General features: G+C 36.5%; 17 protein-coding genes and 2 pseudogenes. 18 read left to right on the top strand and 1 reads right to left on the bottom strand.

Annotation, left to right across the window (positions count from 1 at the left end; translation table 11 throughout):
- The first annotated feature begins 217 nt into the window (after positions 1-217).
- Genes KHA96_RS12295 through KHA96_RS12325 form a run of 7 tightly spaced genes read left to right on the top strand, consistent with a single transcriptional unit; the run spans position 218 to position 8,505 of the window.
- Positions 218-1,858 carry an ABC transporter substrate-binding protein gene (locus tag KHA96_RS12295; RefSeq protein WP_213129567.1) on the top strand — a complete coding sequence of 547 codons (1,641 nt, stop codon included), beginning with the start codon at positions 218-220 and terminating at the stop codon, positions 1,856-1,858.
- A 57-nt stretch (positions 1,859-1,915) separates the two neighbouring features.
- Positions 1,916-2,902 carry an ABC transporter permease gene (locus tag KHA96_RS12300; protein ID WP_213129568.1) on the top strand — a complete coding sequence of 329 codons (987 nt, stop codon included), beginning with the start codon at positions 1,916-1,918 and terminating at the stop codon, positions 2,900-2,902.
- A gap of 11 nt (positions 2,903-2,913) precedes the next feature.
- Positions 2,914-3,777: an ABC transporter permease gene (locus KHA96_RS12305; protein ID WP_213129569.1), complete on the top strand. Its 864-nt coding sequence runs from the start codon at positions 2,914-2,916 to the stop codon at positions 3,775-3,777.
- Positions 3,778-3,802: 25 nt separating this feature from the next.
- Positions 3,803-4,798, top strand: a complete 996-nt coding sequence (locus tag KHA96_RS12310; RefSeq protein ID WP_213129570.1) for an ABC transporter ATP-binding protein — start codon at positions 3,803-3,805, stop codon at positions 4,796-4,798.
- Positions 4,770-5,723, top strand: coding sequence for an ABC transporter ATP-binding protein (locus KHA96_RS12315; protein ID WP_213129571.1), 954 nt, complete (start codon positions 4,770-4,772; stop codon positions 5,721-5,723). The genes KHA96_RS12310 and KHA96_RS12315 overlap by 29 nt, the downstream gene beginning before the upstream one ends.
- Before the next feature lie 14 nt (positions 5,724-5,737).
- Positions 5,738-7,042 carry a sulfatase-like hydrolase/transferase gene (locus KHA96_RS12320; protein ID WP_213129572.1) on the top strand — a complete coding sequence of 435 codons (1,305 nt, stop codon included), beginning with the start codon at positions 5,738-5,740 and terminating at the stop codon, positions 7,040-7,042.
- A complete protein-coding gene (locus KHA96_RS12325; RefSeq protein ID WP_213129573.1) occupies positions 7,039-8,505 on the top strand; it encodes a sulfatase in 1,467 nt (488 codons plus the stop codon). The genes KHA96_RS12320 and KHA96_RS12325 overlap by 4 nt, the downstream gene beginning before the upstream one ends.
- 371 nt (positions 8,506-8,876) lie before the next feature.
- On the opposite strand, the gene KHA96_RS23365 is transcribed toward KHA96_RS12325, so the two are convergent.
- Complete coding sequence (locus tag KHA96_RS23365) at positions 8,877-9,494, bottom strand: response regulator transcription factor (RefSeq protein ID WP_213129574.1); 618 nt, start codon at positions 9,492-9,494, stop codon at positions 8,877-8,879.
- Between the two features lie 478 nt (positions 9,495-9,972).
- Here KHA96_RS23365 and KHA96_RS23530 point away from each other — a divergent pair.
- The 11 genes and pseudogenes from KHA96_RS23530 to KHA96_RS12380 all read left to right on the top strand — a co-directional run.
- Positions 9,973-10,201 (top strand): annotated as a pseudogene (locus KHA96_RS23530) (IS1595 family transposase); the annotation flags it as partial.
- A gap of 195 nt (positions 10,202-10,396) precedes the next feature.
- Entirely contained in the window at positions 10,397-11,314 is a 918-nt protein-coding gene (locus KHA96_RS12335) for a helix-turn-helix domain-containing protein (protein WP_213129575.1), read from the top strand.
- A gap of 418 nt (positions 11,315-11,732) precedes the next feature.
- Positions 11,733-12,494, top strand: coding sequence for a carboxylesterase family protein (locus KHA96_RS12340; protein ID WP_213129576.1), 762 nt, complete (start codon positions 11,733-11,735; stop codon positions 12,492-12,494).
- A gap of 113 nt (positions 12,495-12,607) precedes the next feature.
- Positions 12,608-13,329 (top strand): annotated as a pseudogene (locus tag KHA96_RS12345) (sulfite exporter TauE/SafE family protein).
- A 179-nt stretch (positions 13,330-13,508) separates the two neighbouring features.
- Positions 13,509-14,573 (top strand): GntR family transcriptional regulator, encoded by a 1,065-nt coding sequence (locus KHA96_RS12350; RefSeq protein WP_283248453.1) that lies wholly within the window; start codon positions 13,509-13,511, stop codon positions 14,571-14,573.
- Between the two features lie 151 nt (positions 14,574-14,724).
- Positions 14,725-16,062, top strand: a complete 1,338-nt coding sequence (locus KHA96_RS12355) for an ABC transporter substrate-binding protein (protein WP_249315489.1) — start codon at positions 14,725-14,727, stop codon at positions 16,060-16,062.
- A gap of 88 nt (positions 16,063-16,150) precedes the next feature.
- Entirely contained in the window at positions 16,151-17,077 is a 927-nt protein-coding gene (locus KHA96_RS12360; protein ID WP_213129941.1) for a carbohydrate ABC transporter permease, read from the top strand.
- A gap of 12 nt (positions 17,078-17,089) precedes the next feature.
- On the top strand, positions 17,090-17,926 hold the full coding sequence (locus tag KHA96_RS12365; protein ID WP_213129578.1) for a carbohydrate ABC transporter permease: 837 nt from the start codon (positions 17,090-17,092) through the stop codon (positions 17,924-17,926).
- A gap of 9 nt (positions 17,927-17,935) precedes the next feature.
- Positions 17,936-20,350 (top strand): family 43 glycosylhydrolase, encoded by a 2,415-nt coding sequence (locus KHA96_RS12370; protein ID WP_249315491.1) that lies wholly within the window; start codon positions 17,936-17,938, stop codon positions 20,348-20,350.
- A gap of 25 nt (positions 20,351-20,375) precedes the next feature.
- Positions 20,376-22,139: a glycoside hydrolase family 2 protein gene (locus KHA96_RS12375; protein ID WP_213129579.1), complete on the top strand. Its 1,764-nt coding sequence runs from the start codon at positions 20,376-20,378 to the stop codon at positions 22,137-22,139.
- A 63-nt stretch (positions 22,140-22,202) separates the two neighbouring features.
- Positions 22,203-23,702 (top strand): CehA/McbA family metallohydrolase, encoded by a 1,500-nt coding sequence (locus KHA96_RS12380; RefSeq protein ID WP_213129580.1) that lies wholly within the window; start codon positions 22,203-22,205, stop codon positions 23,700-23,702.
- Positions 23,703-23,743 lie beyond the last annotated feature (41 nt).

A 23,743-nucleotide genomic window follows, 5' to 3' on the forward strand; every position in this document is an offset into this window, starting at 1 on the left:
GAATAGTACACGATATCAAAAGAGGGCTATTCGTGTTGTAAAGAAAGAGGAGAGTCATCGATTGGAACGAAAAGCATGATAGTGACATTACATCAAAAATAATCCATTGATTAAATGTTCAATATAATCTAACCTTTTAAACAAATTAGAAAAAGGGGGATAAAATAACTGAGTAACTTTTGAATGCTATTTAAAATATAGGGAGGAATTGAAGAAAATGAGAGGCAAAAGGATCTTATTATTACTTATATCAATCGCGTTGCTGAGTTTTATAGTTGGATGTTCGGCAGATCAAAATGCAACAGGCAATAATGGTGGAAAGAAAAATTCAAGTGGTAAAGTGCAATTTCATTTAGGTGAAACTATTAATCCAGAGCAAGTATCAAATTTTAATCCTTTGCTTGCTACCGGAAACTGGTCCAACTTATTCGATTATATTTATGACTCCTTATTTTACTTTAACCCAGTTGAAGGAGAATTAATGCCTATCCTTGCAGCTGAAATGGGAACATGGTCCGAGGATCAGAAAACCTATACGATTGAGCTGCAAGATGGAGTTAAATGGCATGATGGAGAGGAATTCACTGCCGAAGATGTCCTTTTTACATTTAATGCGTTAAAAGAGAACAAAGCCTTAGATCGTTACCAAATTTGGGGAGAAAAGCGATTACAAGAAGTGGTCGTGGATGGAAATAAGGTTAATTTTAATTTAGATGATAAATTTCCTTCATTGCCTTACTATCTATCTACTGTTTATATAGTAGCGAAACATGCATTTGGAAGTGAAGATCCATCGACTTACTTGAATAAAGAACCAATCGGTACAGGACCATTTATATTTAAGGGTGTAAATGAAAGCGCTATTACATTAGACAGGAATGCTGATTATTTTAATGGTGCTCCGAAAATAGATCAGTTAATCATTGATCGTTATAATAATTCCTCCACCCTTACATTAGCTTTGGAAAAAGGTGAAGTACACGCCTCCACGGGTACTGTTGCCATGCCAAGTATTCCGAAATTATTAGAGAACCCTGTCAATAAAATGCAAGTATATCCAGGATTAACTGTATTTAGTGTAATTATGAATAACGAGAAGTCAGGATTAAATGATCCGGCAGTTCGTAAGGCAATACAATTAGCTATTGATAGAAAGTCATTGATTGAGAAGGGCGAAATGAATGCTGTGTTCCCTGCGAATCCTGGTTTCCTTCCTAAGGTATTCGGGGATATGGCAGTCGATGATCTTTTTGATGATCCAAGCTATAGCTATAACACTGAAGAGGCTAAGAAAGTCTTGGAAGGTGCAGGTTATAAGTTAAATTCAAAAGGAATCTATGAAAAAGACGGAAAAGAACTTTCTTTTGTCTATAATATGGCTGCAAATGCTCCCGCACAAAACAAGGAAGGAACTATGATTACTCAATGGCTAGAGGAAGCTGGTATTAAGACTTCTGTAAAATTGGTGACATGGCCTGAATTAACTAAGTTGGCAATGGCGGGTGACTTTGATTTACTGCAAAATGGTTTATCATTTCCACCAGATCCACAAGCTTCCTTAGAGGTGTTCCATAGTAAAATGACAGCACCTATTGGAGAAAACACAAGTGGTTTAAATTATATGCGCTTTAAAGATAGTGAAGTAGATCAGTGGTTAGATGAAGCGTTTGGTGCGGAACCCGAGGTCAGAAAGGAATTGTATGCAAAGATTCAACAGCGTATCGCAGAAACAGCCCCAATAGCGGTTATGTATAATGTCGGTGGCCATATTCCATACCGAACTGATGAATTTACTAATTTTGATGAAGATGTTCCGGTATATTCAGCACTATCTTTATCTAAAATTGAAAAAAAATAAAGATATATTTTATGGGGGTAGTGTAAAGGCTACCTCCCCGAATGGAGGAATAGTGGTTTGCGATTAAATTATGTTTATGTCTTGAAAAGAATCGGGTTTGCGTTAATAACACTTTTTGTTGCAATCACTGTGAATTTCTTGCTGCCACGTTTAATGGGGGGAAACCCAGCGGATACATTAGCATCTGAAATGGCACTCGGTTCACCTGAAGTAGCAGAAGCATTAAAGAAACAATTTGGTTTGGAAAGTTCGAATATATTTTTTCAATATAAGCAATATCTTATCCAGCTCTTTCAAGGAAATATGGGGATCTCATATGTAAACTATCCTGCACCAGTCATTGAAGTTGTATTGAAGGCTTTACCTTGGACGTTAGGAACAGTTTTGATTGCTACTTTATTTAGTTATGCGATTGGATGGATGATTGGGATTAAAGGGGCATGGAAATCCGGATCTTTGTTTGACAATACATCCTTATTTACTTCATTTTTTCTTAATTCGGTACCTTACTTTTGGATAGGTATTATTATGATTATGATTTTCTCATTTCATTTAGACTGGCTCCCATTGGGAAAAGCTATACCGTCTGATTATGACACTTTAACATTTATGGGAAAGGTTGCAGCTATTATAAAACATGCCATTTTACCAGTTGTTACGATGGTTATTGCTTCATTGGCGGGACATATTCTCGTATTAAGGAACAATCTAATGAGTGTATTATCTGAGGATTATATGCTTCTTGCGAAAGCGAAAGGTCTATCTACAAGGAGACGTAAATATATCTATGGTGCCAGAAATGCTCTTTTACCATCTTTCACAGGTTTAATGATTACTCTTGGCCATGTTATTGGTGGGGCTTTAACGATGGAAATCGTTTTTTCATATCCGGGTGTTGGATTACTTACTTTTAATGCAATCCTCAATCACGATTTTCCGTTAATACAAGGATCATTTTTATTTATAGCCATCTCGGTCATTATTGCAAACCTAATCGCGGATATTATGTATCCGTTTATTGACCCACGTGTAGCATTGGAATAGGAGGCAAATAAATGAAAAGACTTTTCTCTTTAGTAAAAGCTTTTTGGAACCTATTTCCTGGCATAAAAGGGAAGTTAGGATTTTCCATCATTTTAGTTTTTGTAATTATCGCCATTTTTGGTTCTAGTATAGCACCATATAAGAAAAATAATATTGCATTTGAATCATGGTTAGCACCATCGGGAAAACATTGGTTAGGGACTGATAGTTATGGTCAAGATGTTCTTTCTCAAATGATTTATGGTACCCAGACATCATTGCTTGTAGGAATAGTAGCCGGTTTTATAACTACAGTAATTGGTATTTTAGTAGGTCTTGTAGCAGGGTATAAAGGTGGATGGATCGGAGGAGGATTGATGAGAATTGTTGATTTATTTCTAATCATTCCAACACTTGCCTTAATGATCATCCTTGCCTCATTTCTTCCATCTATGGGTGTCATGAGTACGATTCTTATTATTGGGCTATTAAGCTGGCTTTACATGGCAAGAAGTATACGCAGTCAAACAATGTCCGAAAGGGAAAGTGGATATGTCGAGGCCGCTAGAATGGCTGGAATGAGTGATATCGAAATAATGTTTAGGGAAATTATGCCAAACATTATTCCTGTTATCTTAGCTAATTTAGTATTAGTCACGACACAGGCTGTGCTTGCAGAAGCAGGCTTGAGCTTTTTGGGCTTGGGAGACCCGACGGCAGTAAGTTGGGGGACAATCCTCTCACTAGCACATGCAAATAACGCTATAATGTTCAATGCTTGGTGGTGGCTATTACCGCCCGGCCTAGCTATAGCAGGTCTGTGCTTTGGATTTATTTTAATAGGAAATGGCATCCTCGACCGTTATCAATCTACTAGAGGAAATGCTGCTTTGTAAATACTAGTAAAAGGAGAGTCTACCTATGAATGACCTTCTTAAGGTGAAGAATTTAAATATTGAATATGACTCCCCAAGAGGCGGAGTTAAAGCTGTACGCAATGTAAGTTTTACAATTGAAAAAGGCGAAATTTTTGGTTTAGTCGGCGAGTCTGGCTGTGGAAAATCAACAACAGCTTTTGGTATTAGCCGTTTGTTGCGCCCTCCTGCCATGATTACAGGAGGAAGTATTACATTGGAGGGTCTAGAACTTACTAAACTCTCTGACCAGGAGTTTGATAGAGTACGCTGGTCTGAAATGTCGATTGTTCTGCAAAGTGCCATGAATAACTTAAATCCGGTAATTAAAATTCAAGATCAATTAATTGATGCTATTTTGGCACATAAGAAAATGACTATAAAAGATGCTTTAAATCATGCTAAATACTTATTATCGTTAGTGGATATTCAAGAAGATAGACTAAGAAGTTTTCCTCATGAATTATCCGGCGGCATGCGCCAACGGGTAGTCATTGCGATGGCTTTAGCTTTGAATCCTAAATTAATCATTATGGATGAACCGACAACTGCACTAGATGTGGTAATTCAAAGCGGTATCATAAAAAAAATAATTGAGTTACAAAAGGAATTTGGATTTTCAATTCTTTTTATTACCCATGATTTACCACTAATGTTAGAAATATGTGATCGTGTTGGTGTGATGTATGCGGGTGAACTTGTGGAAGTCATGGAAAGGGAAGAATTATTAAAAGGTGCACGACACCCTTATACTCAAGGGTTATTAAACTCATTTCCTCCTTTAAGAGGAGAAAAAAGAAGGTTAAAAGGTATCCCGGGTACTCCACCCGATTTGATTACTCCACCCCCAGGTTGCAGTTTTCACCCTAGATGCGCACATGCCATGCCTGAATGTAAAATCAGTGAACCGAGAATGATTAGCGATAATAAAGGATTAGTTGCTTGTCATTTATATAGTAAGGGAGCGGAGAAGATTGACGACAACATATCGGTTACGAGTTGAGGAGATTAATAAAGTCTTTACCTCCCGTAAAAGTTTCAAGAAAACTCATTTTCAGGCGGTTCAAGACGTGAGTTTTAATTTGAAAGATAAAGAGGTGCTTGCTATTGTCGGTGAGTCCGGGAGTGGTAAAAGCACTACTGCTAGAATATTAACAAATTTGATTAAACCAACCTCGGGTGAAATTTACTATGATGGTATAAGCATAAAAGATAAAAAGTTTCAAAGGGTTCTTCCTGAAAGGGTTCAAATGATCTTTCAAGATCCTTTTGCTGCATTGAATCCACATCATTCTATTGGTTATGCAATTGGAAGACCATTGCAATTAAGAGGTAAATCAGAAGGGTCTATTCGTAAAAAAGTATTGGAATTGTTAACTCAAGTTGGATTAACACCTGCCGAAGATTTTATTGATAAGTATCCTTACCAAATCTCTGGAGGACAGAAACAACGTGTGATTATCGCACGTGTTTTAGGATTAGAGCCAGAAATTATTGTGGCTGATGAACCTACTTCTATGTTGGATGTATCAATTGGAATAGAAATTATGAATTTATTGTTAGATCTAAGAGACAATAGAAATCTATCATTTATTTTAATTACTCATAATCTTGGTAGTGCACGTTATATGGCTGATCGTATTATGGTGATGTACGCGGGCGAAATTGTAGAAATAGGAGATTCAGAGGAAGTAATAAATGACCCGAAACATCCTTATACAAAACTACTTCTTCAATCATCGCCAGATCCTTGGAAAGAAAATAATACATTAATAGAGGCTATCGAACCTTCAAAAACAGCACTGCCAAAAATGGGTTGTAAATTTCAAAATAGATGCCCATTCGCAACAGAAGAGTGTAGAAAGTCTTCAATACCTTTTTACTCATTATCAAATGAACGTCAAGTAAGATGTAATCTTTATAACTAAGGTTGGTGAAAAAAATGAAAAAACCGAATGTTGTTGTGATTTATGCTGATGATTTGGGATATGGGGATTTAAGTTGTTATGGGTCAGAGGAGATTAAGACACCGAACCTGGACCAATTAGCTACTGAGGGAGTTAGATTTACGGATTGGTATTCGAATTCTCCGGTTTGTTCGCCGTCGCGGGCATCGCTTTTGACGGGGCGTTATCCGGCAAATGCCGGGATTAGCGAAATTCTTGGGAGTAAAAGAGGAACATCGGGATTAGCAGAAAATCAAATCACGATTGCAAATATATTAAAGTCAAGTGGGTATCGGACTGGAATATTTGGTAAGTGGCATTTGGGCACGACGAATGAAAACAACCCAAATGCACATGGATTTGATGAGTTTTTTGGATTTCATGGAGGGTGTGTGGACTATTATTCTCATATTTATTATTGGGGGCAAGGTGATGGAGTAAACCCGGTTCACGATTTATGGAATAATAATGAAGAGGTTTGGCGTAATGGGGAGTATTTAACGGAAGTCATAGCACAAAAAGCTGTTGATTTTATAAAAAAAGATCAAGATCAGCCATTTTTTCTCTATTTACCATTTAATGCCCCGCATTATCCAATGCATGCACCACAAAAGTACTTAGACAAGTATTCCCATTTATCCCCAGACCGTCAAATCATGGCGGCAATGATTACGGCGATGGATGATGGAATTGGATTGGTTATAAATACTTTAAAAGAAATGAATGAATATGAAGATACGATTATTTTCTTTTCAAGTGATAACGGGCCTTCTACGGAATCAAGAAATTATTTAGATGGGAATGAGGATTTATATTATGGTGGTTCGGCAGGTATATTCCGCGGGCATAAAGCGAGCCTATTTGAGGGTGGAATACGGGAGCCGGCCATTATAAGCTATCCATCTTCACTTCCACAGGGGAAGGTCTGTAAGGAGGTAGGCGCTATGATGGATATACTGCCCACCATTCTAGAATTAGCAGGCATTCCTTTACCGGAGAACCACTTAATAGACGGAAAAAGTATTGTGGATATGGTAAAAAATGATACAGGCAGTCCGCATGATCATCTTTTTTGGGAATATAGCGGACAGTTAGCGATACGTAATGGTAATTGGAAATTGGTTCTCGATGGGAAATTAGATTTTAGCCGAAAACAAGCAGATGCTGTTCATTTATCAAATTTGGCTGATGATCCTGGTGAAAGGGAGAACCTCTCAGAAAAGCATCCGGAAATTGTTAAAGAACTGAAGGGAAACATTGAAAAATGGAAGAAAGAACTGATTGGAGTGACTAATAGATGAAAGCAATCATGCTGATGTTTGATTCATTAAATCGTCATATGCTCCCTCCTTATGGATGTGATTGGGTACAGGCTCCAAATTTTGTACGCTTAGCAGAAAAAACGGTGAAATTTGCTAAATGTTATGCGGGAAGTCTGCCATGTATGCCGGCAAGAAGGGAACTACATACGGGGAGATATAATTTTTTGCATAGAAGCTGGGGTCCTCTTGAACCTTTCGATGATTCGATGCCGCAAATATTGAAGGAAAACGGAGTTTATACGCATCTAGTAACAGATCATTACCATTATTGGGAGGATAATGCATCCACTTACCATACGAAATTTAGTACATGGGAAAGTGTTCGTGGTCAAGAAGGTGATGCATGGAAAGGAGAGGTTGGTGATCCGGAAACGATAGATACCTTAAATAATAGAAATCCAGAAAGATGCCGCCAAGATTGGATAAATCGCAAGTATATGCAAGAAGAGGACCAGCATCCCCTTAAGTGTACAGTAGATTTAGGTCTTGATTTCATTCGAACAAATAAAAATGAAACGAATTGGTTCCTTCAGTTGGAATGTTTTAGTCCACACGAACCTTTTTTCAGTCCGCAAAAATATAAAGATTTATATCCGCATGAATATGATGGTCCGCATTTTGATTGGCCCGATTATCAAAGAGCAGATGAAAACCCTGATATTAACAATCATATCCGTATGGAATATGCCGCCGTCGTAAGTATGTGTGATAACTATCTTGGTAAAGTTCTAGACACTATGGACGAGCTCAATTTATGGGAAGATACATTATTAATTGTAAATACCGACCATGGTTTTTTATTGGGCGAGCATGGCTGGTGGGGGAAAAATATTATGCCTCACTACAATGAAATTGCAAATATTCCACTGTTTATTTGGGATCCTAGAAGTGGAAAACAGAATATGGAGAATGAATGTTTAGTTCAAACAATTGATATTGCACCGACGCTATTAGACTATTTCCAAGTTGATATACCAGAGCACATGCTTGGTCAACCTTTAACGAATGTAATTTCAAAGAAAGAACCAATCCGAGAAGCTGCATTATTTGGGATCCATGGAGAACACGTGAATTGCACGGATGGCAGATATGTATACATGAGAGCGCCTATTGATGAGTCAGGAGGACCTCTTTATAACTATACATTAGTTCCTTTATTTGGATTTAATTCAACACCAACTCAGATATTAAAGGATCTTGAATTAGCTGACCCTTTTACATTCACTAAAGAATGTAAAGTACTAAAAATAAGAGGCTTACGCTTTTTTGGTGGACGGAAATACTCACATCTTTTGTTTGATCTCGAAAAGGATCCAAAACAAGAGGAAGTATTAGTTAATGATGAAATTGAAAAGAAAATGACTAAACACTTAATTAAACTAATGCAAGAAAATGATGCTCCTGCTGAACAGTATGAAAGATTAGGTCTGGTATTAGATTGAGGACTTAGGTCCTTAATTGTACTTTCTTTTTGGTAGAAAAGTAAGTGGGGACTTGGGATAATTTACAGGTATATCATGATTATATATCTCCATTTTTGAAAAGCCTATTGATAGGAATACTACTTTTTAATATATCTAGAGGGATCATGTAAGTGAATGATCCCTTTTTTCCTTTATAAAAAAAATTTATAAGATAATATTTTTTTATAAAGCCAGATTGGAAGGATCATTTTATTAATAAATAGTAGTAATAGATAACTTCCTGAAGCAGATTTATTACAAATTGAGAAATTGAAGCTTTTCTATTTATAAGACAAAGCTAAGCCTGGGTCTATAATAATCGGTTTTTAATATGAAAAGTTGCCAATATATTATAAGATCACCCACCGATTCTTAATCGCTATTACAGCTGCGCTTGTTCTGTCGTCTACATTCAATTTTTTAAGTATATTTCCTATATGATTTTTGACTGTTTTACGAGCAATGTTTAAATGCTCACTTATTGTTTCAGTGTTTTTTCCATGGACGATTTGTTCTAATATTTCCCATTCTCTTTGTGATAAAAGTTTCTTTGGTCTTTTTTCCGCACGGATATTCTTATAACTTCGTAGTAAAATAGGGACTAATTTTGGATGAATGTATTGAAGTCCATTTAACATACTAGTTATAGCAACTTGTAGCTCTCCTGCATTCATTCCTTTCAGAAAGTAGCCTTGAATGTTCATTTTGAATAAGTCGGGGAGTTGTTTCATTTCTTTATTCGAAATCCATAAAGCCATAATTACGTTTTGGTCTGCGTATGATTGGATCATTTTATGTAAGTTAAGATTAGGGTCAATTTCCAAAATGATTAATTTAGGGCTTTTTGCGTTAAGTGATGGAACTCTCTGGATGAATATCTCTTTGTTTAATATGTGTAAATCTACTGCAACTGGTTGAGAGCATTCGGGCATATTTCTCTTAAACGCTGTATTAAAAGTATTCTCCACTAAAGATCACCATTTTCACTTCGGACTCTTTGTACTAAAGGTAGTAACAATTTACCTACTTATACTAATGCTTTACAAACTATCAGAAAAATAATACAGAAGTAATGTTATAACATATATTTTACATTTGCAAATTTTCTGACGTGATAAGCGGCGGTATCCTAATCAGCCATTTTTAGTAGTTTCGGAGACTATTTTCTAAGGTGATGACGAAGTGTTTGTCTATGGTTACCTTTTTTAGTTTCGAAAATGTTCATTTATGTTAAACTTTGAGGTTGATATTTAACAATTGCAATTAAACGTTCTATGAGAAGAGTGATATTTAAAACAGGTTCCAACCGAAGTATTTCAAGATATTGCTGAAATGTGAGACCTACTCTCCGTATTCAGAAAATGGCAAGCGAAATATTGCCGAACGTAAGCCACGTAAATGGGGCCGAAAAGCCAAATAGCGTGGCATTCAAAAAGCTTGGCTCATTACCGATTCAAGTCCGACGGAAAACAACTTGTTAAAGGTGTGTACCATATCCAAAACGTAAACAGCTACCACAGCCGCTTAAAGAAATGGATGGATCGCTTTAATGGTGTTGCTACGAAGTATTTACAGCACTATTTGGCTCGGTTTCGATACTTAGACAGCAAGGATTATGAGAGTACCGCATCGAATAAGAAAAATATGTTGGCCAAATCGTGCCTGTTTACTTTGACCGAAACGAATACCAAACTTCGGCTTTCTATTTATTTTTGCTAAGCTAACAGGCAGACTAGCACAATTAAATAGAAGGACAAGCGGGATATATAATGGAATTATTATATTGCGGATTCTTAACAAAAAATGTTCAGTTCATGCAAAGCGATGTTATGAAAATATTCCTATAATTTTATTAGAGAGGAGGTGCCTAATGGATAATCTTAACGCTTTTGAGAGCGTAGTGGAATACTTAGAGAATATTATACAGTCTTCTAATGAGATTGATTATAGCGTGATTTCTAAAATTGCAGGTTGCCCAGCCCCATTATTTCAGCGTATTTTTACATATATTACAGGAATTTCAATTAATGAGTACTTAAGGCGGCGGCGATTAACCCTAGCGGGTCATGATATAAGAAATAGCAATGAAAAAGTCATCGATATAGCTATAAAATATGGCTTCAATTCTCACGCATCTTTTACAAGAGCTTTCAAGGAGCATCACAATGTTTCACCCTCTAGTGTTAGGTCGGGTAGAGGAAAACTTAATGATCTTCCACGCACCTCCTTTACAAATATTAGAATTGTAGGAGGCAAACGAATTATGGCAGAGCTGAAAAAAATTGAGTATGCACAATTTGGAAGTCGGAAAGTTGTGGGGATGATGAAAATGACCTCATTTCAAAAAGCCGGAGAAGAATGTTGGGGGGCGGCATTCAAGGAAGGCGTTTTTGATAAAATAAAACAAGAAGTTGAACCGTGGATTTGCAAAGATATTGATGATTATGTTGGACTTGGACATATGAGTAAATTTGAAGGAAAAGATAATTTTCAATATATCATAGGTAAATATGTAGAACTTGATGCACCTGTTCCAGAAAACATGTATGCAGAAAATATACCCGATGGAACGGTTGCCAAGATATGGATTGAAGCTGACAACCTTAACGATATTATTGATAGTGCATACTTAATTTGTTTCGAAGCAATCGAGAAAACAGGTTACAAAATTGACTTTGAAAACTTTTATTGGTGTGATGTCTACACATATGACCGATACTGCACACCGCTAGAAAAGGGACAGAAGATTATTCTTGATTATTTGTTGCCTGTTATCAAAGATGAATAGCTGAATCGATTCAAAAAAGGTAGATTACTCAATCCCTTCACATAACGGATACGATAGCTCAATAAACCGCCTTTTCAACCAAGGCGGTTTTCTAATGGTCACATATCAACAATTAGAATTTAACATAGCCAAGAATAAATAAAAATTTCTTTAATACCGTAGGCAGCAAATTTTATTAACCTACTTGTTTAAAACAGTAGAGTTTTTACTACATTCTTTCTGTAGATCTCATACATAATTCATAAATTCCCCTTATCCATTAATTCAATTAAAATATCCATTGGACGTAATTGTAATGATAAAATATCTAAATATAGTGAGCAAATCTAAAAAAGGGAAGGAGAATAAGTGGCCAATACGATACTGGATTAATACAGCTGCTATGCTAGAAGAATAAAAGAAAGAGGTGTATAGTGAAATGATATCTTTTGAAACAAGAAAATCTATTGCAGAAAAATTTTTGAGTTTTACATATAAATCAATGCCTTATCGTTTATATGTACCAGAGAATTATGATTCAAACCGATCATATCCGCTCGTGATGTTTTTACATGGTGGAGGGGAGCGCGGGGATGATAATATTAAGCATTTGATTGCTTATGACGGTGCTGTAATTTGGGCGACTCCCGAAAACCAAGAGGAAAATCCAGCATTTGTTTTGGCACCGCAGGCACGTGATGGTTCAAATGGTGGCTTTGGACTTACAAGGGATGCGACAATTAATGAAAAGATCGAATTAAGTAGAGTATTTGAAATGGGTGATGACCTATTATTGGCTCATGAAATACTCGAAAATGTAATAGAAGAATATCCTATTGATCGAAATCGCTTATATATTACAGGTTTATCCCAAGGGGGATTCGGAACATATAATTTAAATATGTTATATCCAGATTTATTTGCAGCTATGGTTCCAATTGCGGGTGGCGGAGATCCTGAAAAGGCAGAATTACTAAAGTATAAGCCTATTTGGAATTTCCATGCAGAAGACGATGAGATTATACCTGTCGAGTATTCTCGTAATATAATTAATAGTATTGAAAACGTAGGTGGAAAGCCTATATACACCGAATATCCATCGGATAAAGGTTATAATCATGGATCGTGGGTACCTGCTTATCAGAATCAAGAAATGATTGATTGGTTATTTAAACAAGTAAAAACAGAAACGAAGAGTTAAGATATTTTCATGAGGTTTTTCGATATGTATTTCAAGAACCGGTGTATAGAAGAAACTAGCTAGTGTATATTTTGGGAGATGGAGTTTTGGAAACGATTGAATTAATTTTTGTCATGCTCTTAACCGGGTTATTGCTAGGATTTATTGGGGCTGGCGGCTCCGGTTTTATGATTGCGATATTAACGGTACTATTTGGTTATCCCATCCATATTGCTATGGGGACAGCACTTGCAGCCATGATGTTTACGACTTTATCTGGAACAGTAAGTCAGATTCGTGAAAAGAATACGGATATAAAAAGTGGAATCATTGTTGGAATTACCGGGCCATTGCGGCATGGTTTGGAACAAGGGTAGCCTTTTCGATTCCTGGGTCGACAATGGCTTGGTTAACAGCAGGAATGTTGGCATTATCGAGTCTTGCCTTATTTTTAAGATTAGTATTAGCTTCAGATGAGTATGTACAATTGGATAAAAAAACAATCCGCTATTGGATTTTAGCCATCGTTATCGGAATCGTAACTGGTTTCTTATCTGGAACATTTGGTATTGGTTCCACACCTTTTATTCAAGTAGGGTTGATGTTGCTGTTAGGATTACCAATGAGGATGGCGGCCGGGACATCCATGCTTATTATATTACCAATTGCAACAGCCGGAGGAGCCGGATATTTCTGGGCAGGAAGTTTAGACCTTCAACTATTATTTACCGTATTAATTGGTACAATGACCGGGTCTTATATCGGAGCGAAACTTACGAGACGAGCCCCACAAAAGCTATTAAAAACGGGGATGATCGTAACTCCCATTGCTGCTGCTTGTTTGTTGGTGTTATGAAATATATGAAAAAAGAACCGAGTTTTGATAAACTTGGTTCTTTTTAGTTCAAGTAATCTTGGACGTTAACGGGAAAACTTCTGGATTTTTAAACTAAAAGATAGACAAATATAAGGTTAGGTTATAAGGTATAGTTAGTATATAAGGAACATAGGTGATGAAGTATTAATAACGTACCTTTGTATCAACAGATAAAACAATATATTAAAGAACAGATACTTTCTGGGGAGTTGCGGCTTGGAGATTTGGTTTACTCGGAAAAAGAATTAATGGAAAAATTTCATGTCAGCCAAATCACCACGAAGAACGCACTTAATGGACTTGCTGAGGAGGGAATTGTAAAAAGGATAAGGGGTAAAGGGACATTCGTTATAGAGAGTGATCTGGTACATAAAACAAATCGCTTGTCTAATAATATGAAAAACCATTCAAATGGTATTGTAGGACTTATATTGCCAAGTATGAAAACGAAGATTGAACAAGAGTTTGTGAATTATATTGAAATTTACGCTTCAAAGTATAAATATAATTTGATCATCAAGATTACGAGGGAGTCTCAGTTTGAGGAAAGTAATGCTATTGAAATGTTTCATGAATTAGGGACGAAAGGAATCATTATTTTTCCGACCGAAAAAGAAACATATAATGAATCCATACTCAGGCTTTCACTGGATAAATTTCCTTTAGTATTAATTGATCGATATTTAGAAAATATAAGAACGTATAGTGTTTCTTCCGAAAATGAAAAAGGTACATTTGAGGCAATTTCTTATTTGATTCGTGATGGTCATGAACATATTGGCTTGATTTCACCGCTCATTACCAATACCGTTACCGTTGAAAGATCAAATGGCTTTGAACAAGCTTTTTTAAAAAGTGGTTTAGTTGTAAATAAAAATTTATGGTTATTAATGAATTTCCATAAGATTTCGATTGAACAAGCTCCCTTATTAATTGAAAAGTTTTTATTAAGTAATCCTGATGTTACCGCTCTTTTTATTATGAATGCTGAATTAGCAGTTTATACGAAGATAGCAGTGGACAAGATTAAAAAGAAATATTCTAGGGAGATTGAGATCATATCTTTTGATGATTCGGGCAAAGAAGGGATTTCTTATATCCAACAAAATATAGAAGAATGCAGTAAACAAACGATAGAGTTATTGCAAGAGCAGCTTGAAGGCCAATATAATCCTAGAAGAGTTTTTGTACCGGTCGAATTTTTAAAATCAAACAAATATTGATTAATGCCTAATAAGTCAAAGAGCTTATTAGGTATTTTTTTATAAAAAAATCGTATACTTATACTATTTTATACTAATATTAGTATATTTATTATTCTATTATTCTAATAACATGAAAAATGTAAGTGATTACATTTCTGGGAGGTCAAATATGAAGAAGGTTAGAAAAGGATTTTTAGTAATATTTTTTAGTGCGTTTCTATTAGTCGCAGGATGCAGTAGTAGCTCAAGTAATACAGGAGGAGAAGCTGGAAAAGATGGCGATACGATTGAATTATCTTTCATGGGGCATGGAAATCCTGATGAAAAGAAAATCTTTCAGTCGGTGATTAAATCCTTTGAAGAAAAATACCCAAATGTGAAGGTAAAGTATACGAGCGTTCCTCCTGCGGAGTATTCGCAAAAACTATCTACCTTAATTGGATCAGGAAAACAACCTGATGTGTACTATGCTGCTGGACCCGAATTTGCACGATTTGTGGCTGCAGATCAGTTGTTAAATCTTCAAACATATCTTGACCAAACGGATATTTTTAATCCTGATAACGTTTGGGAGCAGGCATTAGATAGATATAGATATGATGGTAAATCGGTTGGCGGAGGAGACTTATATGGTTTGCCTAAAGATGTTGGTCCTTGGGCAATGGCATATAATAAGGATTTATTTGATGAAGCTGGTGTCAATTATCCGCCTCTGGAGGTTGGAAAATGGACATGGAATGATATGTTGGCAGCGGCTCAAAAATTAACAAAAGATACAAATGGAGATGGAAAAACAGATCAGTATGGAATCGCTGGTTTCCCTTTAGAAACAGCAGTCTGGGGTAATGGTGCAGACTATATTGATTATGAAACTGGTGAAGTGAAAATTGATTCACCTGAATTTATCGAAGCTATGCAATTTGTTGCTGATTTAAGCCGAAAGCATAAAGTGTCGCCTTCTAAGGATGATGAAAAGGCACAAAACAACTACACAAGATTCGTATCTGGCGGAGTGGCCATGTTTCCGATGGGACCTTGGGATCAACCAAGTTTTTGGGAATTGCCATTTGGCTGGGATTTAGCTCCTTGGCCAGCTAGTCCAAATACTGGGGAAACGGCAACTTGGCTTGGCTCTATGGGATTTGTCATATCCAAAAAGACAAAGCATCCTGAGGAAGCATTCGCTCTCGCCTCTTATTTATCATTAGATGAGGATGGTCAAAGACAATTTATGGAATTAGGGCAGCAAGTGCCTAACTTAAAGAGCCTTGCTGAAAACGAGTTTTTAAATATGGACAGTGCTCCAGAAAATCGACAAGAGTTTATTAATATTATTGAAGATTACGGTAAACCAAACAATGGTTGGAGATCTCCTGATGTCCAGTGGCTCGATTATTTTAATCAGGAAGCCGCAAAGGTCTGGAATGGAGAAATGTCAGTAGATGATTGGGTAAAGGAAGCAAAGCCTAAAATGGAGGAGCTATATAAAAAAGGAAATCTGAAATGATCTGAAAAACATAATCTAGTATTTAAACTTACTAGATTATGTTTTATCCATTTTAACAAAAGGAGGGAAAACGTTGAGTAATTTGCCTATGGACACCGAGATAACGGTCAATTCCAAACTAAAACGTTCTAAAATTCCCGGGTATAAAAAGAAAGAGATTATGTGGGCCTATTTGTTTGTTGCGTCACCGGTAATTGGTTTTCTTTTATTTGGACTTATACCTACCATTTGGTCAATTGGTCTAAGTTTTACTGAATGGGATCTAATTACTAAGCCCAAATTTGCAGGTATGCAAAATTATAAAGAGCTTCTAGGTGACGAAAAGGTTTTTAAATCCATTTATAATACCATTTTCCTCATGATTGGAATTCCTATTGGAATGATCATTTCCTTAATATTGGCCGTTATGATGAATAGAAAGATTAAAGGAATCTCCGTTTTTAGGGCAATTTATTATATTCCGGTCATCTCTCCGATTATTGCGGTTGCACTTGTTTGGCAGTGGATTTTTAACTATGATTACGGACTTTTAAACAATACTCTTTGGGATTGGTTTGGTATACAAGGTCCGAATTGGCTTGGAAATGCATCTTGGGTAAAACCAGCGTTAATCATTATTGGAGTTTGGGCAGGAGTAGGAAGTACGATGATACTTTATCTAGCGGGACTTCAATCAATCCCAGATTCATATTATGAAGCCGCGGAAGTAGATGGAGCGAATATTTTTCAAAAGTTTATAAAGATCACTTTTCCGTTGCTGTCACCTATCCATTTTTTTGTACTTGTAATGGGTGTGATAGGGTCGTTTCAGTCTTTCAGTCAAATATATGTACTTGCAAGTGACGGGGGCCCTGAATACAGTGCCGCAACGATTGTTTTCTATATTTTTGAAAATGGTTTTAAATATTACAACATGGGTTATGCAAGTGCAACGGCGTGGATACTCGGTGTCATTGTATTCGTTGTTACTTTAATCCAATTTAAATTATCTAAACATTGGGTTTATGAGGGATAGGGGGATTAAGGTATGAGAAGTGAAAAAATAATTAATATTTGGGCCTTCGTTTTACTTTTGTTGGGGTCAGCTGCAATGCTTGTACCTTTTGTTTGGTCCATTTCTACCTCGTTAAAAGATCAAAAAAACATCTTTCAAATACCGCCTAAATGGATTCCTAATCCAGCAACTTTTCATCATTATATTGATGTTTGGAAGGAAGTTCCGATGTTAAGTGGGTTTATCAATACGCTAATCGTTGTCGTCTTTGTGCTAGTGATTGGAATTTTCACATCGACAATGGCCGCTTATGCTTTCGCTAAAATTGACTTTCCTTTTAAAGAAACGATTTTTTTGGCGCTTTTAGGCACTATGATGATTCCATTTGCAGTAGTTATGATTCCGCAATTTATCATGTTTTCAAAATTAGAATGGGTAGATACATTACTTCCATTAATTATCCCAGGGCTATTTGGAAATATTGTTGTAGTGTTCTTCTTAAGGCAATTTTTACAAAGTGCATTGCCAGACGATTTGATAGATGCCGCCAAAATAGACGGAAGTGGATTTATCCGCACGTTCTTTACGATTGTTATACCAGTTGCGAAGCCCGCCATTGCTGCACAAGCTGCACTAGGGTTTATGGGAATATGGAATGACTTTCTTGGTCCGTTGATTTATTTACACTCTCCAGAGAAACAAACGTTGCAAGTTGTCATTGCCTCGATGCAGGCACAGTATATGGGTTCTTCAAATTATCCATTAATATTGGCAGCGTCCATTATATCCATGGTTCCATGTGTGGTCATCTTTTTAATTGCTCAAAAACATTTTATTCAATCATTGGCGATTAGTGGAATTAAAGGGTAGGTAGCCTTTATGAGTAAAAATCAATGCTTCATGATCATCTTTGTTTGTTTTATGCTGTTAATAGTAACTGCTTGTACACAAACAAAAGAAGAGAAGGTGGACGTAAATATGAAAGAGATCAACACATATTCTAATCCTTTTGAATTAGCAGACGAATGGCCGGATTATGGAAACGGCGACCCTTATATTTTTCGCTATAATGGAACCTACTATTTATATGTGAGCACAAAAGATGGAAGAACAGGAATTAAGGCGTGGAGTTCAACGGATTTAGTGAATTGGACATATGAGGGTTTAGTAACGGAGGATGAACGAACGACTTCAGCATATGCTCCAGAAGTCGTTTATTGGAATGGGAACTTCTATATGTATACATCCCCAGCCGGTAACGGGCATTATGTTTTGAGCAGCAAAAGTCCGACGGGTCCTTTTAAGATTGAAACTGAGAATCTAGGGATGTCTATAGATGGATCTATTTTTATCGATGATGATGGCTCATGGTATTTTACTCATGCTGGGCATACTGGAATTGTCGGACATAAAATGAAAGATCCGTATACTTTTGAAGAAGGTGTAGAAACGAATGTCTTTCTAGATCATTGGACAGAAGGCTCTATGATCATAAAAAATAATGATTTTTATTATATGACGTATACGGGAAATCATGTTTTTAGCAAAGGATACAGAATTAATTATGCTGTCTCAGAAGAAGGTCCATTAGAAGGATATGAGGTGCCGGAACATAATCCAATTATCATCAGTACACATGATGATTTCAATGGCCTTGGTCATAATTCGATTGTAATGGGGCCGAATCTAGATTCTTATTATGCTGTTTATCATAATCTTATTGGACGTTCGGCTGAAGGCCCTCCAGTACGGAAGATGAATATTGATCGGATGATATTTAATGGGAAAAAGCTAGATATTCTTGGTCCGACTCATTATCCAACTCCCGTACCCGAACTACCTGATTTTGAAAAAAGATGGAAAGAAAATGAACAGCTTGATGCAAATTGGTTGAGTGATGTTAAGACAAACGAGCATTTTACTGCGGAATATAATTTTACAGTAGCGGAAAAGTCGAAGAATACGAAGGTTGAAGCGCAATTTTCATACAAAGACGATGGTCATTATGGAGCGGTGGCGTTCGATTTTGCGGAAAATAAAATAAATCTTCTACAAGTAGTGGATGGAAAGGCTCAAGTACTAGATTCCGCAACATTTCCAAAGGAATTTGATTTTAGCTATCTGCATACTGTTAGAGTAGAAAATAGAAAAAATAAGACAATCGTATTTTTAGATGGAATGAAGAAAATTGTAGTGGAAGCCCCTGATTTTGGTGCAGGAGAAATAGGCTATCATGTTGAAAGCACGGGTATGTCTTTAGGATATACTGCATTCTCCAATCATGTTGATCATTCAAGTGACTTTGAATTGTACAAGCCATTACCAGGTACGATTGAAGCCGTTCATTATTTAGATGGTGAAAACAGGGGATACTCAATAAAAAATCCTTCTAAAAACAATAATTATCGGGAAAATGTACCCATTCAATTACGGGAGGATGGAACATATTCCGTAACTTTGAAGGATAAAGGTGACTGGCTTAAATATAAAGTAAATGCTAGTGAAAGTGGATTGTATGAGTTAAGTGCCGTTATAAATCCTAAATCAGTTAAAAAGAATTTTTCGCTAGGAACATCGATCGATGGTGAACAATCCGAAACTTTTAAAGTTAAAAAAGCTATTTTGGATGAGGAATCAGATTTCTTTAAGGTTCGCCTAGGCAAAATCCAAATTGAAGAAGGTTTTCATATCGTAAAAATTTTGCTTGAAAGCGGAGAAGTGGAAATTGATCATTTGGAATTTAACCTAGTCTCCGATGAAAAAATTGATATAAAAAATGGAATAAAGCAAGTAGAAGCGGACGATATACATGGTTCCTGGAAACAACATAAAGACGGGGTAGATTCCAATTCTTCAGAAGATATGAAAATGTATGTTGGCGACGAAAAATGGTCAGATGTTGAAGCTGAATTAACATTTGAAATTGCTGATGAGTTGATGGATGAGGCGGGATTGTTATTAAGGGTCACTAATGAATCCAATTTTGAACATCAAGTAAAGGATTCGTTGATCGGCTATTACATTTCTTTCGATACGAGAGAAGTGTCATTACAAAAGTTAAACTACAATTCTACTATATTACAATCAGCATCTGTTTCATTTGAGGAAGGTAAAGAATATCGTTTACGTGTGTCGGTTCAAAGCAATGAGATTAATGTTTATCTGAATCATGAGAAGAAACCTATCATTTCCTATAAAGACCCAATGGCTTTTATGAGTGGAAAAGTGGGAATAAGATCTGAATACTCAGATGTATTTTTTAAACAATTGAATATTAATTCAATACAACAATAAAAACACTGTAAGGAGAATTCATCACATGAATCACAATAATATTCCAAGAAAAGAATATCCAAGACCTCATTTTGATAGAGGAAATTGGTTAAATTTAAATGGCGAGTGGAACTTTGCTTTTGACAAAGAAAATACTGGCGAAAAGGAAAAATGGTATGAATCCGGAAATCTCCAACAAAAAATTATTGTTCCTTTTACGTACGAAACGAAGGCAAGTGGAATTGGAGAAGAGGAATTTTATGCCAATATATGGTACCAAAGACAAGTGACAGTTCCTGAAGAATATGGGGATAAAAAGACTATTTTACATTTTCAAGCAGCAGACTACATCACTAAGGTTTGGATAAATGGAAAATTTGTTGGAAAGCATCAAGGAGGACAAATTGCTTTTTCCTTCAATATTACAGATTTTGTGGGAGAGAATCGTGAGCTAAATATCGTTGTAAAAAATGAGGATAGCTTTAGTTGCCATCAACCAAGAGGTAAGCAGCGTTGGCAGGATAAAAACTTTGGTTGTTGGTATGTCCAAACAACAGGAATTTGGCAGACGGTTTGGTTGGAATTTTTGAATGAGGCACATGTAGATTCGGTAAAAATTACGCCGGATATTGATACAGAATCAGTTGAGTTTTCCTATCATTTTACGGAAGAGCTTGATTTTACTAATAATCTAACATTAAAGACGGATATCACTTTTAATGAATTGCCAATCAAATCTTTTAGTATGGATATTGACCGCCAACTGCATACAGCAAAAGTAAACATCGCGAGCGATCATTTTGATTGGAAAGTAATGCTATGGAGTCCTCAAAATCCAAATCTTTATAATGTAGTATTCACAGTATATAAAGATGGAGTGGTATTGGATCAAGTTGAATCCTACTTTGGAATGAGAAAGATTTCTATTGAAAATAGAAATGTATTATTGAATAATATTCCTATTTATCAGCGATTGCTGCTAGATCAAGGTTACTGGCAAGACAGTCATTTAACACCTCCATCAGAAGAAGCGATACTTGAGGATATCGATAAAACAATGGAAATGGGCTATAACGGTGTTCGAAAGCATATGAAAGTAGAAGATCAACGTTATCTTTATTGGGCTGATAAGAAAGGGTTGCTCGTTTGGTCGGAAATGGCCGCAACATATGAATTTTCTGATGAGGCCGTTCAAAATTTTACAGAAGAATGGATGGAAGCTGTAAAACAGCATTATAATCATCCATCTATTATCACGTGGACTCCATTTAATGAGTCTTGGGGAATTAAAAACATCTATACAGATGTGAAGCAACAGCAATTTACTGAAGGAATCTATCATATTACGAAATCGTTTGATAGCATGAGGCCGGTAATCGTCAATGATGGTTGGGAGCATACGGTGTCGGATATTTTAACCTTGCATGATTATGTGGAATTGGGAGAAGAGTTTTCAGAGCGATATAAGGATATAGAAACGATTGTCGGCAACAAGATTGCCTTCAATAAACATAAGCATGCATTGGCACAAGGCTATGAATATAAAGGACAACCAATCATTATGAGCGAATATGGAGGCATTGCCTTTAGCTCTGAAAAAGGTTGGGGTTACGGAAATCAAGTGAAAAATGAAGAAGAGTTTTTGAAAAGATTTGAATCTATTACTCAAGCAATCAAAGATATAGATTACATTTGCGGGTTCTGTTATACGCAAATCACAGACGTTCAACAAGAAGTGAATGGATTGCTTACGGAGGATAGACAACCAAAAATAGCGATGAATAAGATTCGAGAAATTAATCTTAAGTGATATTTGTGTTAAAAGCAGCAAAAATCGAGGCCCAAAAATACCGCCGTTGAGGTGAATAAGTATATGGCTGATCAGTTCAATTTTAAACAGAAAATAGAAAAGGGGAGTCCACTCCCCCTTTTTTCGCATCGTTTTATATTGCCTAAGGAAAGGGACTGGATAATCTTCAAGTTTGATGCCACTGACAACGTTTGGCTTCAATTTTTAGTGTTCGATCCCTGCGGGACTTTACGGGTTCAATATTTACGGGGCAATTCGTTAAATGAAATACTACTACATAGAAAAATCGAAAAATCAAGTGCTCTTACAGTTCCAGGAAAATTAGCGGTGGGTGAGTGGATTATACAAGTGTTTACAGCCCACGGGTCCAATGATGATCATCATCTGATAGAGTCTGATATTTCATATGAAGTTGGAGTTGAATCAGGTAAGGGGGATGTGGTCAATCAAAGTGATTTTCATCCATTAGGAAATGCCCCTTGGGTTTTGCCGCAACAAGGAAAGGGATTTTTTATCAATGGGTATGACTGGGACGAAGTGAAGGACCAAGAGGAAAAGTGGTACCGTGGTGATTTTCATACACATACTATTTTCTCTGATGGGAAAATGACACGCAGCAGTAATATTGAAAGTGCGCAGAAGCAAAATTTAGACTTCTTCGTAGCGACCGAACATAACATTGTTCATACGTCTTGGACGGAAGAAGGAATATTGGTCATTCCCGGTGTAGAAGTGACATCCACGAAGGGTCACTGGAATGTACTAGGTGTGCGGCAGTGGCCAGATATAAGGACATCAATGCCTGATGGCGGTTTGCAAACCGAAGCAGGGACAAAGCGGCTTTTCCAAGAAATGAAGAACACAGGTGCGTTATGCTCCGTTAACCATCCATTTTTATCGCCTTGGGCTTGGTTGTTCAATGACATTCCCTTGTCGATGATCGATAGTATCGAAATCTGGAATGATCCAACGTTTAAAGACAATCTAATTGCAACAGAACATGCCTTGAACTTTTGGTCTAACGTTTGGAATGAAGGTTATCATATAACCGGAATTGGTGGCTCCGATTCACACCTGCTCCCGCATGAAAGTTACAACGATGATGGTCATCCATCTTTGATTGGTGACCCGGCAACGCATGTCCTAGCACAAAACTTATCTGCTTCCGCTATTTTAAACGCTGTTAAACAAGGAAAGGTATTTGTGTCTAGAGGACCATTTATCAATTTGAGTGTTTCAGTAGGAAAAGAGACATTTAAAATTGGTGACGTAATAACAGCAGCGCTGGAACAAAATGATTTTAGCGGGACTTGCACAGTAACTCTTGAAAATTGCGATGAAAATACTTCTATTTATTGGATTGAAAATGGTGAAGTCGTATTGAAAGAACAAGGAATCAACTCCAACTATACCTTTAACTGGAAAAACACAGAATATCGTTGGTTACGGGTTGATATAAAATCTGAGGACGGCCAACTGCTAGCCTTCACAAATCCAATATATCACGGCAATAAAACACCAACTGTATCCACATGGGGACAATTACTTCAAAAAATAAAATAACCGTTAGCCAATTGTTTTCTGAATTGTGTCCAAGTTGTTTG

This window comes from Bacillus sp. FJAT-49711 (assembly GCF_018343715.1).
Classification (GTDB): Bacteria; Bacillota; Bacilli; order Bacillales; family Bacillaceae_C; genus Lederbergia.